10 protein-coding genes are annotated in these 16,480 nt (G+C 63.9%); 9 read left to right on the forward strand and 1 reads right to left on the reverse strand.

Going from position 1 to position 16,480, the window contains the following annotated elements; genetic code table 11:
• Positions 1 to 68 precede the first annotated feature (68 nt).
• Positions 69 to 5,960 carry an alpha-2-macroglobulin family protein gene (locus tag ACWHXP_RS05175; RefSeq protein ID WP_489634345.1) on the forward strand — a complete coding sequence of 1,964 codons (5,892 nt, stop codon included), beginning with the start codon at positions 69 to 71 and terminating at the stop codon, positions 5,958 to 5,960.
• On the forward strand, positions 5,960 to 8,248 hold the full coding sequence (gene pbpC / locus ACWHXP_RS05180) for a penicillin-binding protein 1C (RefSeq protein ID WP_489634344.1): 2,289 nt from the start codon (positions 5,960 to 5,962) through the stop codon (positions 8,246 to 8,248). Before ACWHXP_RS05175 ends, pbpC begins: the two co-directional genes overlap by 1 nt.
• A gap of 42 nt (positions 8,249 to 8,290) precedes the next feature.
• Here the strand turns inward: pbpC and ACWHXP_RS05185 are convergent, their stop codons facing one another.
• Positions 8,291 to 9,187 (reverse strand): LysR family transcriptional regulator, encoded by an 897-nt coding sequence (locus ACWHXP_RS05185; RefSeq protein ID WP_489634343.1) that lies wholly within the window; start codon positions 9,185 to 9,187, stop codon positions 8,291 to 8,293.
• Positions 9,188 to 9,353: 166 nt separating this feature from the next.
• Between ACWHXP_RS05185 and speB the strand changes: the two genes are divergently transcribed.
• From speB to ACWHXP_RS05220, 7 genes are read left to right on the forward strand one after another with little or no spacing between them, the layout of a single operon-like run.
• The gene (gene speB / locus ACWHXP_RS05190) at positions 9,354 to 10,304 is read left to right on the forward strand and encodes an agmatinase (RefSeq protein WP_489634342.1); all 951 of its coding nucleotides are present in this window, start codon (positions 9,354 to 9,356) and stop codon (positions 10,302 to 10,304) included.
• A 10-nt stretch (positions 10,305 to 10,314) separates the two neighbouring features.
• A complete protein-coding gene (locus tag ACWHXP_RS05195) occupies positions 10,315 to 11,208 on the forward strand; it encodes a sugar phosphate isomerase/epimerase family protein (RefSeq protein WP_489634341.1) in 894 nt (297 codons plus the stop codon).
• Between the two features lie 2 nt (positions 11,209 to 11,210).
• Positions 11,211 to 12,275, forward strand: a complete 1,065-nt coding sequence (locus tag ACWHXP_RS05200; protein ID WP_489634340.1) for an isopenicillin N synthase family dioxygenase — start codon at positions 11,211 to 11,213, stop codon at positions 12,273 to 12,275.
• 51 nt (positions 12,276 to 12,326) lie between these two features.
• Positions 12,327 to 13,139, forward strand: coding sequence for a transporter substrate-binding domain-containing protein (locus ACWHXP_RS05205; protein ID WP_489634339.1), 813 nt, complete (start codon positions 12,327 to 12,329; stop codon positions 13,137 to 13,139).
• Between the two features lie 30 nt (positions 13,140 to 13,169).
• A complete protein-coding gene (locus ACWHXP_RS05210) occupies positions 13,170 to 14,699 on the forward strand; it encodes an amino acid ABC transporter permease/ATP-binding protein (protein WP_489634338.1) in 1,530 nt (509 codons plus the stop codon).
• Between the two features lie 7 nt (positions 14,700 to 14,706).
• Positions 14,707 to 15,456 carry a class II aldolase/adducin family protein gene (locus ACWHXP_RS05215; protein WP_489634337.1) on the forward strand — a complete coding sequence of 250 codons (750 nt, stop codon included), beginning with the start codon at positions 14,707 to 14,709 and terminating at the stop codon, positions 15,454 to 15,456.
• Between the two features lie 10 nt (positions 15,457 to 15,466).
• Positions 15,467 to 16,411 (forward strand): 2-hydroxyacid dehydrogenase, encoded by a 945-nt coding sequence (locus ACWHXP_RS05220; RefSeq protein ID WP_489634336.1) that lies wholly within the window; start codon positions 15,467 to 15,469, stop codon positions 16,409 to 16,411.
• Positions 16,412 to 16,480: the final 69 nt, after the last annotated feature.

Raw genomic sequence — 16,480 nt, forward strand, 5'->3', positions numbered from 1 at the left:
CAGCACTGCCGCAAGGGGGAAGGATCCTGTGGCTGTCATCACGACAAGATTGATCCGGAGAGAACAAGATGAAGCACACGGAAAACGGCATGGCCACAGGCCGTCCATCGATCGCGGCGATGTGCCGCGCACCGCTGCAAGGGCTGCTGCTGGCCGGAGCGGCCTTGCTCAGCCTCGGCACGGCCACGGTGCTCACCGCACCGGCTGCGCATGCGGCCAATGCCAGCGTGCTGTCCTTTTCGCCGCAGGGCGAAGTGCAGCGCATCCGCCAGGTGCGCGCGCGCTTCTCGGAATCGATGGTCAAGTTCGGCGACCCCAAGGCGGCCTCGCCCTTTGATGCCGATTGCGCCATCAGCGGCACGGCACGCTGGGCCGATGACAAGAACTGGGTCTACGACTTCGAACGCGACTTGCCACCCGGTACCCGCTGCAGTTTCAATTTGCGCGCGGATGCCCGTTCCGTCGCCGGCAACACGGTCAGCGGCAAGACGCGCTTCCAGTTCAGTACCGGCGGCCCGGCGGTGAGCCGCGTCGAACCCTACAGCGGCGCACAGATTGCGGAAGACCAGGCCTTCATCCTGTTCCAGAACGGGCCGGCCACCGAGGCTACGGTTCGCGACCACCTGTATTGCGAAGCCGAAGGCATCAATGAGCGCATTCCCACCAAGGCCGTCGGCGACGCTGATCGCAAGGCCTTGCTGCAGCAGTTCGCCAAGGGCTCCGACCCGGCGTCGGTCACCATCGTGCAGTGCCAGCAGCGCCTGCCCAACGAGGCGCACGTGAAGCTGGTCTGGGATCGTGGCATTGCCGCTGCCAATGCGCCTTCCATCGTGACCTCCAAGCCGCAGGTCTTCAATTTCCAGGTGCGCAGCGAATTCGCCGCCAGCCTCTCGTGCCAGCGCGAGAATGCCAACGCTGCCTGCTCGCCCATCCTGCCGGTCATCTTGTCGTTCTCGGCCCCGGTGCCGCGCAAGCTGGCAGAGCAGGTGGTGATGAATGCCACCACCGGCAAGATCAAGCCCACGCTGGAAGGAGACAAGGACGAAGCCGTGCGAGAGCTGCGCTTCAAGCCGCCGTTCCCGGAGAAATCCGACTTCACCATCAGCCTGCCTTCCGGCTTCAAGGATGAAGATGGGCGCACCCTGGCCAATGCAGGGGCCTTCCCGCTGAAATCGGCGCTGGCGGATTTCCCGCCGCTGGCCAAATTCCCGGCCGCCCCCTTTGGCATCATCGAGCTCAACGCTGATCCCACACTGCCGGTCACACTGCGCCGCGTGGAAGCCGGGCTGCTGGTGCGTGGCAAGGACGGCCGCGCCATGCCAGGCCAGGTCGCCGACCTGAAGGTCGATGGCGACAAGGCCGTCATCGCCTGGCTCACGCGCCTGAACAAGTATCACGAGAAGTGGGGCGATCCGAAGAAGGTGGATACGCGCAGCGTCAGCCTGCTGGCCAAGGAACCCGGTGCGAAGAAACTCGATCTTCCCGCACAGAAGGACGCGAAGGAGGGCGAATGGCCCTTTGAAGTGATCGGCATTCCCCTGAAGGATCCGGGCTTCTACGTGGTAGAACTGGAATCCCAGAAGCTGGGCGCGTCGCTGCTGGGCAAGCCGCGGCCGATGTATGTGCGCACCAGCGCGCTGGTGACCAACCTGTCGGTGCACGTCAAGCTGGGCCGCGCCAATGGCGCCGTCTGGGTAACCCGGCTGGACGATGCCAAACCGGTAGCAGATGCCGAGATCCGCGTCTCCAATTGCGACGGCACCCAGCTCTGGCAGGGCAAGACCAACGCCAGCGGCGTGGCCATGATGCCGGTGCTGGAAGATGCCTGCGTGAACCGCGGCTACAGCGCGGAGAACGCCGACAAGATCAGCGGCCTCTTCGTGAGCGCGCGCAAGACCGACGAGAAGGGCCGCCAGGACATGGCCTTTGCGCTGACCTCGTGGAATGAAGGCATCGAATCCTGGCGCTTCAATTTGCCGACCGACATGGACAAGTCGGCCACCACCCGCGCCACTACCATCTTCGACCGCACCCTGTTCCGTGCCGGCGAGACGGTCTCGATGAAGCACGTGATCCGCACCGAGACCATGCAGGGCTTCGGCCTCATGCGCAAGGAAGACCTGCCTACGCGGGTGCGCATCAGCCATCTCGGTAGCGGCCAGCAATACCAGTTCGCGCTGAACTGGCGCGGCAACAAGAGCGCTGAGACCAGTTTCACCCTGCCCAAGGAAGCCAAGCTGGGCAGCTACGAGGTCGTGCTCGACCAGGGCACGGTCGATCCCGCTGCCAGCAGCAATGCCAATGGCCAATCCGATGACGGCGACAATGAAGCAGGCTATGGCCGAGGCACCTATGTGACCGGCAGCTTCCGCGTCGAGGAATTCCGCCTGCCCCTGATGCAGGGACGCATTACGCCGCCCAAGGGTGCGCAAGTGGCCATCAAGGAACTGCCGCTGGATCTTCAACTGAACTACATCAATGGCGGTGCCGCCGCCAACCAGGCGGTGCAGGTGTCGTCGCTGTTGCGGTCACGTTCGGTCAACATCGCTGGCTACGACGGATTCTCCTTCGATGCGCCGCGTAATGACGATGACAGCAATGCTGATGACCAGAAGATCGTCGCCGACAAGCTCGCCGTCACGCTCGACAAGAACGGTGCCGGCCGCGCCGTCATCGGCAAGCTGCCCGCGCTGCAGCGCCCGCAGGAACTGCTCACCGAGATGACCTACAGCGATCCCAATGGCGAAGTGCAGACCATCTCCAACGTCACGCCCTTGTGGCCGTCGGCGGTGGTGGTGGGCCTGCGCACCGGCAACTGGGTTTCGGTGAAGAAGAAGCTCACGCTGACCGCCGTCACGCTCAATACTGCAGGCCAGCCGCAGGCCGGTGTGCCGGTGGAAATCCGTGGCCTGGCCCGCAAGACCAATTCGCACCGCAAGCGCATGGTCGGCGGCTTCTACGCTTATGAAAACGACGAGAGCAAGCAGGACCTCGGCAAGCTTTGCTCTGGCAAGAGCGACCAGCACGGCATGTTCAACTGCGATACCGAATTGTCCGAAGCGGGCAATGTAGAGCTGATTGCCAGCGCCAAGGATGGCAATGGCAATGCGGCTGCCGCCCGTTCCTCGGTGTGGGTCACCGGACGCGGCGAAGTCTGGTTCGATGGCGAGAACCAGGACCGCATCGACATCCTGCCCGAGAAAAAGAATTACCAGCCCGGCGAGACCGCCAACTTCCAGGTCCGCATGCCGTTCCGCTACGCTACCGCGCTGGTCGCGGTGGAGCGTGAAGGCGTGATCGATACGCGCGTGGTGCAGCTGTCCGGCCAGGACCCCACCATCAGCGTACCGATGAAGGCCGAGTATGGTCCCAACGTGTATGTGTCGGTGTTGGCCGTGCGCGGCCGCATGCGCGCGGTGCCGTGGTATTCCTTCTTCATCTGGGGCTGGAAGGAACCGATCAACTGGTGGCATGAATTCCGCGAATACCAGGGACCGGGCCCCATCGTCGATCTTTCCAAGCCGGCCTGGAAATTCGGCATCGCCGAAGTCAACGTGGGTGATGCGGGCCATCGCCTGCAAGTGGCCGTCAGCACCGACAAGCCGGCTTATCCCATCCGCGCCACGGCCAAGGTCCAAGTGCAAGTGAAACTGCCCAACGGCAAGCCCGCCGCCGGTGGTGAATTCGCCCTGGCCGCCGTCGATGAAGCACTGCTGGAACTGCAACCCAATGGCAGCTGGGATGTGCTGCGCGCCATGCTGCAACGTCGCAGCTACGGCGTCGAAACATCAACGGCCCAGATGCAGGTGGTCGGCAAGCGCCACTACGGCAAGAAGGCCACGCCTGCTGGCGGGGGCGGTGGCCGTGCGCCCACGCGTGAACTGTTCGATACCTTGCTGGTATGGAAGCCCAATGTCACGCTGGATGCAGACGGCAGGGCACAGCTGGATGTGCCGCTCAATGATGCGCTGACTTCCTTCCGTATCGTCGCCATCGCCGAGAATGGCATCAGCGATTTCGGCACCGGCAGCATCAGCATCCGCTCCACGCAGGATGTGCAGGTCATCTCCGGCCTGCCGCCGCTGGTGCGCGAGGGCGACAACTTCAACGGCAGCGTCACCGTACGCAATACCACCACGCACGATATGACGATCAAGGTCGCCGCGCGTGCGCAAGGTGGTACTACGGCGAGCACGCTGACTCTGCCGGAACGTGAGGTGAAGATTGCAGCCGGACAGTCTGCCGAAGTCATGTGGCCGGTGCAGACGCCGGAAGGCATCAACCAGCTGGCCTGGGAAATCAGCGCCCAGGAGCAGGGCGGACAGAAAGCGCGAGACGCCATGAAGTTCACCCAGCGCGTCGTGCCGGCCGTGCCGGTCACGGTGCAGCAGGCCACGCTGTTCCAGCTGGACAAGAGTGCCGCCATCAATGTCGCGCGACCCGCCGACAGCCTGCCGGGACGCGGCGGCCTGGCGCTCTCGCTCAAGCCCAGCCTGGCCGGTGGCAGCGATGCGCTCACGCGTTACTTCGTCAACTATCCCTTCGCCTGCCTGGAGCAGAAGACGTCCAAGGCCATCGGCCTGCGCGATGAAGCGGCATGGCAGAAGATCGTGGCCGACCTGCCGACCTATCTGGATGGCGATGGCCTGGCGTATTACTTCCCGCCTGGCGACAGTGGCGCGCGCCGCGGCAGCGATACGCTGACGGCCTATCTGCTGGCGGCCACCAACGAAGCCGGCTATGCCATCCCGCAAGCCAGCCGCGACAAGATGCTGGATGGCCTCGCGGCCTTCGTGGAGGGCAAGGTGATGCGCGATTTCTGGTCGCCGCAAAAGGATCTGGACGTGCGCAAGCTGGCCGCCCTGGAAGCGCTGTCGCGCTACAACCGTGTGCAACCCGCGATGCTGGGTTCGATCCAGATCAATCCCAACGTCTGGCCCACCTCGGGCCTGCTGGACTGGATCGGCATCCTGCAGCGCGTCTCTGCCATCCCCGAGCGCGACAAGAAGCTGGAGCAAGCCGACCAGATCCTGCGCGCCCGCCTGAACTTCCAGGGCACGCGCATGGGCTTCTCCAATGAAGAGGGCGATTACTGGTGGTGGCTCATGAGCAGCGCCGATGCCAATGCCAACCGCCTGATCCTGCTGGAGCTGAACAACCCGGCCTGGCGCGAGGACATGCCGCGCCTGATCGCCGGTGCCATCGGCCGCCAGCAGCGCGGTCACTGGAGTACCACCACGGCCAACGTCTGGGGCAGCCTGGCGCTGGAGAAATTCGCTCGCAAGTTCGAATCCGAACCTGTTACCGGCACCACCCGTGCCACGCTGGAGCAGAACGGCACCAGCACCGCCACCCAGAGCCTGGCCTGGAGCGGTGCCGCCAACGGCGGCAAGCTGCAGCTGCCCTGGCCGGAAGGCAGTGCGCAGGGTGGCAGCGTGCGCCTGACGCAAGAGGGCAACGGCAAGCCCTGGGTGACCTTGCAGAGCCTGGCAGCGGTCCCCTTGAAGCAGCCTTTTGCGGCCGGCTATCGCATCACCCGCAAGGTCGAGGCCATCGAGCAGAAGCAGGCCGGTGTATATACACGCGGCGACGTGCTGCGGGTGACGCTGGACATCGACGCGCAAGCCGAGATGACCTGGGTCGTGGTCAGTGATCCGGTGCCGGGCGGTGCGACCCTGCTGGGCTCCGGCCTGGGCCGCGACTCGGCCATTGCGCAGGGCAAGCAGGAGGCCCCGCGTGACCGTGGCATGGGCTCGCTGGCCTATGAAGAGCGCAGCTTCGAAGCCTATCGCGCGTATTACGAGGCCATGCCCAAGGGCCGCACCAGCATCAACTACACGGTGCGCCTGAACAATGCGGGTGAATTCAATCTGCCGCCCACACGCGTGGAAGCGATGTATGCGCCGGAAATGTTCGGTGAAGTCCCCAATGGCAAGCTGGTCGTGAAGGCGGCGCAGTGATGCGCATGACCGCAGGCCCCCTCCGGCCCGGCGCGCTGGTTTCGATCAGCGCGCTGGTGCTGGCTCTGCTGATGCCCACCGCAGCCAATGCCGTGCCATCGTTCAACGAAGTACAGCGCAACTTCCTGCCCTCGGAAGCCAGCCTGCTGGACCGCAACGGTGAGCTGTTGCAGCGCATGCGCGTGAACATGGACGAGCGCAAATTGTCCTGGGTCAAACTGGAAGACGTATCCCCGGCGCTGCGGCATGCCCTGGTGGCCTCCGAGGACCGGCGTTTCTACCAGCACAGCGGCATCGACTGGAGCGCTGTAGCTGCCTCGGCCTGGGGCAACCTGTGGAATACGAAGACACGCGGTGCCTCCACCATCACGATGCAACTGGCGGGTTTGATCTATGACGATCTGCGCCGCAAGTCCGGCGTGCGTTCGCTCACGCAGAAAGTATCGCAGGCGTGGATTGCACAATCGCTGGAGCGCAACTGGCGCAAGGACCAGATCCTGGAAGCCTATCTCAACCTGGTAGCCTTCCGGGGCGAGCTGGTAGGCGTGCATGCGCTGTCGCGCGTGATGTTCGGCAAGCATCCGAGCGGACTCGACCAGGGCGAGGCGGCCATCGCGGTCGCGTTGATCCGTGCGCCCAATGCGACGCCGCGCCGCGTGACCGAACGCGCCTGCGCCATTCTCAAGGAAGAGGGCGCAGGCGAGCAGTGCAGCGGCATGGATGGCCGCACCGAGCTGGCGTTGGCGCGCGTGTCGGCCAAGCGTGATTTGCCGGGGACGAGTGATTCACCGCAGCTGGCGCCGCATCTGGCCCGCAAGCTGTTGAATGCGCCCGGACAGCAATTGCGGTCCACGCTGGATGCGCCCTTGCAGCGCTTTGCCACGCAAGCCCTGCGTCATCAACTGGCCGGACTGGCCGAGCGCAACATCGAGGATGGTGCCGTCATCGTCATCGACAATGCCACCGGCGAGGTACTGGCCTGGGTCGGTTCCAGCGGCCCGCTGTCGGCAGCCGCCAATGTGGATGGGGTGGTGGCGCAGCGACAGGCGGGCTCGACGCTCAAGCCTTTCCTCTACGAACTGGCCATCGAAAAGAAATGGCTGACGGCCGCGTCCCTGCTGGATGACTCACCCGTCAACCTCGCCACCTCGGCCGGGCTCTACATTCCGCAGAACTACGACAAGCAATACAAGGGACTGGTCAGCCTGCGCACGTCGCTGGGTTCCTCGCTCAATATCCCTGCCGTGCGCACGCTGGTGATGGTCACGCCCGAGCGCTTCTTCCGTCGCTTGCAGGCGCTGGGTTTCAACCTGCGCGAGAGCGGTGATTATTACGGCTACAGCCTCGCGCTGGGCAGCGCCGACGTCACGCTGGCCAATCTGGCCAATGCCTATCGCGTGCTGGCCAATCAAGGCCGCTACACACCCTTGCGCACCCGGCTCGATGAAGCGCGCACGCCAGCGCGTACCACGCAGGTGATGGACGCCGATGCCGCCTACATCGTCGGCGACATCCTCTCCGACCGCAGTGCGCGCGCGCGCACCTTCGGCCTGGAGAATGCGCTGTCCACCCGTATCTGGACGGCGGTCAAGACCGGTACTTCAAAGGACATGCGCGACAACTGGTGTGTCGGCTATTCCTCGCGTTATACCGTAGGGGTATGGGTCGGAAACGCTTCTGGCGCGCCGATGTGGGACGTGTCCGGCGTGACCGGTGCGGCACCGGTGTGGCAGGAGGTCATGCAATATCTGCATGAACGAGGCCGCAGCGGCGGACGCGATGCGGGCAACGGCCCGCCCGCAAAACCGGCCGGCGTGCAGGCGCAGATGATCCGTTACGAGCAGGATGTGGAAGCGGCGCGCACCGAATATTTTTTACCGGGCACCGGCCAGGCCGAGATCCGCCTGGCGCATGCGCGCGATATTCGTCCCGCCATCACTTATCCCACCACAGGCATGCTCGCTGCGCTGGACCCCGATATCCCGCCGGCGCGTCAGCGCATCCGCTTCCGCGCGCAGGGCGCGCCTGCGGGCAGCCGCTGGATGCTCGATGGCAAGCTGATGCCGCAGGAGGTCATGCGGGCGGGCAGGGTACAGGCGCAGAAGGTGGCGGCCAACTTTACGGCCGCTGGGGAAGAAGCCTTGGACTTCGACTGGATGCCCTGGCCCGGCAAGCATGTGCTGGTGCTGCAGGACAAGCAGGGCAAGGCGCTCGATAGCGTGCGCTTCGAGGTGCGGGGAGCGGTAGTGCGCAATGAACCCAAGACAGGCGGGACGGCACGCAAATAAAGCGCACGGCGGCACCCTGCACAGATGGCAGCAGGCGCATTGCTAGCGCTTGCTGCCGCGCTTGCCGGTCTGCAGCAGTTCGCGCATTGCCTGCAAAGGCAGTTCGCGGCTGCGGCCTCGGCGTAGCACCAGGGAAAACTGCGACTGGTAGCCAAACTCGGACGGCAGCAAGACTTTCAATCGTCCTTGCTCCACCCAAGACTGCGCATAGTGCTCCGGCAGATAGCCGATGTAGCGGCCCGAGAGGATCAGGATCAACTGCGCTTCCATGCTTTCCACCGTGGCCACGCTGCGCTTGAAACCGTGCCGGCTCAGCTCGGTCTGGCTCCAGTAACTGCGGCTGACCACGCTCATTTCCGAGACGGCCGAGGCGCGCAGGTTGCGCTGCTGGAAGCAGGGGTGCCGGTCGCTGCAATACAGCCACTGCTGCTCGCGGTAGAGCGGCTGATAGATCAGGCCATTGGCCTTGGCGGGGAAAAAGCCCACCGCGATGTCGAGTTCATTGTCCAGCAAGCCCTTCTGCAGTTCGTAGGGGCTGCGGATGAGCAGGTTCAGGTGCATGCCCGGAAACTTGCTGGAAAACATTCCGATCGCCTCCGCCATCGGCAGGGAGGGATCGGTCACCGTCGTATCGAGCACCCCTATCGTCAGCGTGCCGCCCAGTTCGCCCTTGAGCGACTGGGCATAGCGTTCGAAACTGTCCACCTCCCCCAGCACACGCAGCGTTTCCGAGAGCAGCAGTTCTCCCTTGTCCGTGAGCGCGAAACCACCCCGTCCACGCCGGCAGACGGTAAAGCCGACATCACTCTCCAACTGGGCCATGTAGGTGCTGATGGCCGAGGTCGTCAGGTTCAGCTCCTGCTGGGCCCGGGCGAATCCCTGGTGGCGGACCACTGCGGCGAATATGCGCAGCAACTTGAAATCGATGCCTGGGGTCATGGATAAATCGTCTTTGCATGGAGGAGGGCGCGCGTTCAGTGCCCGAAATCAGTTTCGAATTCTAACAACTTATTATTTGATTACAGCTATCTTTTGAGAACTATCGGCCATTGTATATTCGCTTCGTCGCAGCCTGCTGTTGCTGCCAGAACAAGGGTGATACGCAATGTCCAAAGTCTTCCACCAGCCCCAAAGCGGCAACGACATGCCGCGCTTTGCCGGCCGTTCGACCATGATGCGCCTGCCCGCGATGGACAGCGCCGAGGGACTGGATGCGGCCTTCATCGGCGTGCCGCTCGATATCGGCACCTCCCTGCGCGCCGGGACCCGCTTCGGTCCGCGCCAGATCCGCGCGGAATCGGTGATGATCCGCCCCTACAACATGGCCACCGGTGCCGCGCCCTTCGATTCCCTGTCGGTGGCTGACATCGGCGATGTCGCCATCAATACCTACAACCTGCTCGAATCGGTGCGCGTCATCGAAGAAGCGTATGAGGAGTTGATGGCGTATCCGGTCATTCCGCTCACGCTCGGCGGCGACCACACCATCACCTTGCCTATCCTGCGCGCCATTGCACGCAAGCACGGCCCGGTGGGCCTGGTGCACGTCGATGCCCATACCGATACCAATGACGACATGTTCGGCGAGAAGATCGCCCATGGCACCACCTTCCGCCGCGCCGTAGAAGAGGGCTTGCTCGACTGCAAGCGGGTGGTGCAGATCGGACAGCGTGCGCAGGGCTACGCCAGCGGCGACTTCCAGTGGGGCGTGGACCAGGGTTTCCGCCTGGTGCAGGCCGAGCAATGCTGGCATCGTTCGCTGGCGCCGCTGATGGAAGAAGTACGCGCCCAGATCGGCGCCGGCCCGGTCTACCTGAGCTTCGACATCGACGGCATCGACCCGGCCTGGGCACCCGGCACCGGTACCCCCGAAGTGGGCGGGCTGACTTCCATCCAGGCCCTGGAAATCGTGCGTGGCTGCCGTGGCATGAACCTCGTGGGCTGTGATCTGGTGGAGGTCTCGCCTCCCTATGACTTGAGCGGCAATACCTCGCAGCTGGGCGCGAACCTGCTCTACGAAATGCTGTGTGTGCTGCCCGGCGTGACCTACCGCTGAGAGGCCGGCCATGGAGCTGAAGATCTTTCGCAGCGGCTGGGGCATGCAAGAACCCTGGAGCCGCTGCGTGGCCGAACTGCGCGAGGCCGGCTGCAGCGGCCTGGAAGCGCGCCTGCCGATGGCGCTGCAGGAGCGGCGCGCATTGCGCGACCGCCTGCAGGCCGAGGCGCTGGATTACATCGCCATCGTCTTCAGTGGCGTGGACGTCGTTCCGCGCCAGGCCGACCGGCCGGAGGTGCATTTGCAGCACCTGGCGCGCGCCTTCGATGCGGCGGCGGAACTGCAGCCCCGTTTCGTGAACCTGCTGGCCGGCAACGACCGCTGGCCCCTGACGGAACAAGTCGATTTCCTGGGACGGGCGCAGGCCCTGGCCGATGATGCGGGCGTGCCTTGCAGCTTCGAAACCCATCGCGCCAGTTCGTTCTACAGTCCCTGGATCACACTGGACATCGTGCGCCAGCTGCCCCGGCTGCGCTACACCGCCGACATCAGCCACTGGGTCGTGGTCTGCGAGCGCTTGCTGGATGACCCGCTGGATGACCTCACGCCCTTCCTTGAGCGTGTACAACATGTACAGGCGCGCGTGGGCTATGCGCAGGGGCCGCAGGTCCCGGATCCGGCCGCGCCCGAATATGCGCCCGAGCTGGCGTTTCATCAGCGCATCTGGGAGACGATCTGGTCTTTCCAGCACGCCAGCGGCTATGCCACCAGCACGCTCACGCCGGAGTTCGGTCCGGACGGCTACCTGCATCTGCTGCCCTATACCCGCAGCCCCGTGGCTGACCTGTGGCAACTCAATCGTTGGATGGCGCAGCAGGAGCGCGCGCATTTTGCACGCTGGTCACAACAGCATGGCATCGGTTCTTCGTCATCAACGCAGTCGTCTTCTACCGCAGGAGTTTGAACATGCATACCGGACAGCGCAATTTCACGGCCTTGCCCGTGATCGATATCAGCGGCCTTTATCGCGACGAGCCGGCACTGCGCCAAGCGGTTGCCGACCAGCTGGGTGCGGCGGCGCGCGAGGTCGGATTTTTCTACATCACCGGCCACAGGATCGATCCGCAGTTGATCGCCGGCCTGCGCGAGGCCAGCCGCGCGCTGTTTGCGCAGCCGATGCCGTGGAAGATGCGCTATTACATCGGCGATGCCTGGGGCCACAAGGGCTATGTGCCCGAGGGCGAAGAGGTCTATTCCAAGGGCCGGCCCGATCACAAGGAAGCCTTCGACATCGGTTTCGAGGTGCCGGATGATCATCCGCTGGTACTGGCCGGCACGCCCCTGATCGGCAACAACAAATGGCCCGAGCTGCCGGGTTTCAAGGAGGCCGTCTCCCGATATTACGAGGCGGTGTTCGCGCTTGGCCGCACCTTGTTCCGTGGCTTTGCGCTGGCGCTGGGCCAGCCCGAGGATGCCTTCGAGTCCCTGGTGACCTGTCCGCCCTCGAAGCTGCGGCTGATTCATTATCCGGTCGACCTGGAAGCGGTCGATGCGCCCGGCATCGGTGCCCACACGGATTACGAATGCTTCACCCTGCTGCTGGCCGATCAGCCCGGCCTGGAAGTGATGAACGACCAGGGCGCCTGGATCGACGCGCCACCCTGTTCGGTGGCCGGCGAGGAAGCTTTCGTCATCAATATCGGCGACATGCTCGAAGTGATGACCGCGGGCGCCTTCCCCGCCACTTCGCACCGCGTGCGCAAGGTGCAGCAGGAACGCTATTCCTTCCCGCTGTTTTTCGCCTGCGACTATCACACGCGTATCCGGCCCTTGCCGCAGTTTGCCAGCGGATCTGAAGACGCGACCCGTTACGGTGAGCTGTCCATCGGAGAACACATGTATTCGCAGGCTCAGCAGACCTATACCTACCTCAAGCGCAAGGTGGAAGCAGGCGAGTTGGCGATGTCTGCGGACGCATTGAAGCCCGGCAGTTTTGGTTATACCCGGCCCCGGACGACGGCCGGTCATTGAGATCTCGTCCACATTTCTTTTTTAGCCCGCTTACAGAAGGAGTTCCGCGCCATGACCCACACCGCCCGCCGCATTTCGTTCAAGCGCAACCTGCTCACGCTGGCCCTGTCAGCCTTGCTGCCGGTAGCAGCGTCCGCGCAGACCATGGTCCCCGGCCAGCTCAAGGTCGGCATGGAAATCACCTACCCCCCTTTTGAATCCTGGCAGGGCGACAAGGTTGTCGGTTTCGATCCGGACATCGCCGAGATGCTGGGCCGGGAATTGAAGCTCAAGCCTTCCTTCATCGATACCAAGTTCCCCAGCCTGATCCTGGGCCTGGGCGGTGGTCAGTTCGATGCGATCATTTCCGGCATGTACATCACGCCCGAGCGCACTGCTCAGGCTGATGCCATTGCCTACGGCAAGACCGGTGCGGCCATCATGGTGGCCAAGGACGGCGGCGTCATGCCCAAGAGCGAAAACGACCTGTGCGGTCTCAAGGTCGGCCTGCAAGCAGGGACCAGCTGGGTCAACGCCTTGAAGAAACTCTCGGCCGAATACTGTGTGCCCCGGGGCAAGCCCGCCGTGGCCGTGAGCGAATTCCCGACCGCGCCGGAAGCCTCGCAGGCCCTGCTGTCGAAGAACATCCAGGCCCAGATGGAAATCGCCGGTGCCGCCAAGATGCTGGCCGAGCGCAGCAAGGGCCGCATCGTCATCAGTTCGCCGGCACTGGTGTATCCGCAGACGCTGGGCATCTACGTCAAGAAGGGCAATACCGTCCTGTACCACGCCTTGCAGAAAGCGTTGGCAGCAGGCCATGCCAGCGGGGAATACGCAGCCCTCATCAAGAAATACGATCTTGAGCCCGTGGCGGTAGCCAAGTAACGTCGACCTTGAACCACCGGGAGCTCTCGCATGGCATTGGATTGGTCGTATTTCTGGTCCCTCTTTTCAATGGGGATCTTCTGGCGCGCGTGTCTCACGGTGGTCGAACTGGGTTCGCTGGTGTGGGTACTGGGCATGGTGCTGGGCTTCTTGCTGGCCTGCGCCCGCACCTCCGGCACGCGCTGGATCAACTGGGCCGCCGGGCTGTATATCTGGCTCTTTCGCAGCCTGCCGCTGTTGGTCGTGGTGGTGGTGGTCTTCAACCTGCCGCAAATTTTTCCGCTGACCCGCGCCGTTGTCGGTGATCCCTTCTTTGCCGGGCTGGTGGCCATGGTGCTCACTGAGGCCGCCTACATGGCCGAGATTCACCGCGGCGGCCTGCAGTCGGTCGCCCGTGGCCAGCGCGAGGCCGGACGTGCGCTGGCCTTGAGCCTGTTCGGCACGATGCGGCTGATCGTCATTCCGCAGGCGTTCCGGATCGCCTTGCCCACGCTCATCAACGAATATGTCACCATCATCAAGCTCACCTCGCTGGTATCGGTGATTTCCCTGCCCGAGCTGCTGATGACGGGCCTGCGGCTGTATTCGCAGAATTTCCTGGTGATGGAAACCCTGCTTGGCGTGGCCGTGTATTACGTGTTGCTGGTGACGCTCTTCAGCACGCTGCTGGCTTGGTTCGAACGCCGGCTGGTTCTGCAGAAGCGCCGTCCCGCAACCCTGGTCGAGGCCGACTGCGCGGCCTTGCGCAAGCAGCTCGGCAGCTCGCCGGTCGCGCCGGCGGCCAGTCATGCTGCAGGCCAGCCGAGCGCATTGGAGCTGGTCAACATCCACAAAGCGTACGGACCGCATCAGGTGCTCAAAGGAGTGAACCTGAGCGTACGCAAGGGCGAGGTGATTTCCATCATCGGCCCCTCGGGTTCTGGCAAGACCTCGCTGATCCGCACCATCAATGCGCTGGAAAAGATCGACCAGGGCGAGATCATTCTCTTCGGTGAAGGCTATATCAGCGCCAATGCCTCGCTCGACAGCAGGCTGGTGCGCCATGGCATCGGCCGCATCGGGATGGTGTTCCAGGGATTCAACCTGTTCCCTCATCTGAGCGTGCTGGAGAACGTATTGCTGGCACCGCGTTACCATCACGAGGCGGCCGATCCGGCGCTGCGCCAGACCCGGGCCCTGCAACTGCTGGACAAGGTGGGCCTGCTGGCGCACCAGCACAAATACCCGCACCAGCTCTCCGGCGGCCAGCAGCAACGGGTGGCCATTGCCCGGGCGCTGGCCATGTCGCCTGACGTGATGCTGTTTGACGAACCGACCTCGGCACTGGACCCCGAACTGGTCGGCGAGGTCCTGAGGGTGATTCAGGATCTGGCCCAGGAGGGCATGACCATGGTGATCGTCACGCATGAGATGGACTTTGCGCTGACCATCTCGGACCGCGTGCTGTTCATGGAAAACGGCCTGGTCCAGCTGGATGCATCGCCCCAGCACATCCGCCAGGCAACGACTACCGACGCCGCGACGCTGCGCGTGCGCCGCTTCATGGGATTGGACGCTTGAGATGACGATGACTACTGACGAACTCATCCTGCGCCGCGACCTCGCCGCCGCTTATCGGCTGGCCGCGCTGTTCGGCTGGGACGACACGCTCTACACGCATTTCTCGGTACGGTTGCCGCGTGCAGCCCATGCCGCACCGGAGGATGACCGCTTCCTCATCAATCCCTTCGGGCTGATGTTCGATGAAGTGCGTGCCAGCGACCTGCTGGTGGTAGATCTGCAGGGTCGCGTGGTATCGGGCAAGGCTGATTACAACGTCGCCGGCTTCACCATCCACAGCGCCGTACACATGGCGCGCGAGGATGCCCATTGCGTGCTGCATACCCACACGCTGCCCGGCATGGCCGTGGCGGCCTGCGAGCAGGGGCTGCTGCAGCTCAACCAGATCAGTACCGAGTTCCATCAGCGGGTCGGCGTACATGCCTATGAGGGCGTGGCCTTCGATCTGGATGAACGCACGCGCATTCAACAATCGCTGGGCAACAACATCGCCTTGCTGTTGCGCCATCATGGCCTCCTCTCGGTGGGAGCCACGGTGGCCGATGCGTTCGCGATCATGTTCTACCTCAATCGCGCGTGCGAGATCCAGATGGCGGCTGCGCAAATGGCGACAGTCGCCGGACCGGTCACCGAGATTGCGACGCACTTGAGCCAGCACGCCTGCGAGCAGTTGCAAAGCGTCGAGCATGAGCGCCAGATCCTGTGGCAAGCCTGGCTGCGGCGCCTGGATCGACTGGATCCTTCCTACCGCGACTGAGGCCCACGCCATGCCGACCTTGTTGATTTGCAGCGCGACCGATGACCTCAGCGACCTGCACGCGGTGTTTCGTGAAGAGGCCGCGCGCCGCATGCCGGAGCTGCAAGTGCGGCTGTGGCCGGACCTGCCCGATGCGGGCGATGTGGAGGCGGTCGCCGGCTGGTATCCGCCGGCCGGGGTCATCGAGCGCTTGCCCAATCTGCGCCTGATTTCTTCCATTGCAGCCGGAGTCGATCATGTGCTCGGCGCTGCGCGGGCTCACCCTCTTGTGCCGGTGTGCCGCATCGTTGATCCCGCGCTGGCGGCAGGAATGGCCGAGTACGTCTTGTGGGCCGTGCTGTATTACCACCGCGCGCTGGACCAGGCGCTGCAGCAGCAGGTACAGCGTGTGTGGAAGATCCCGCCGCAAAAGCCGGCGCATCAGACCCATGTCGGCCTGATGGGGCTGGGTGCTCTGGGGAGCCATCTGGCCGGGGTGTTGCGAGGCCAGGGTTTCACTGTCAGTGGCTGGTCACGCTCCGTGCATCACATCGATGGGGTAAGCACCTATGCCGGTGACGATGCGCTTCATGCATTCCTGCAGGCACCCGATATCGTGGTCTGCCTCCTGCCGCTGACCGATGCCACCCGCAAGCTGCTGGGGCGCGACGTATTTGCGGCGATGAAGCCGGGTGCAGCGCTGGTGCATTGCGGCCGGGGAGAGCATCTGGTGGAGGAGGACCTGTTGATGGCACTGGAACGGCAGCATTTGCGCGGGGCGGTGCTGGATGTCTTTGCGCAGGAACCGTTGCCCGCATCAAACGCGTTGTGGTCGCACCCGCGCGTGGTGGTCACGCCGCATATGGCGTCGAGTGCGCAGCCTGCGGTGATTGTCGGACAGATTCTGGACAATGTGCAGCGGGTACGCAGCGGGCAGCCTGTGCTGAATGGTGTTGATCGCGGTCTGGGGTATTAGGGCCCACCGGAAAGCTGCCTCACCTGAATACGTGAACATGCAGTCCATGGGCCGGCCTGCGCCCATGGG

The sequence above is a fragment of the Herbaspirillum sp. Her2 genome, from assembly GCF_057961375.1.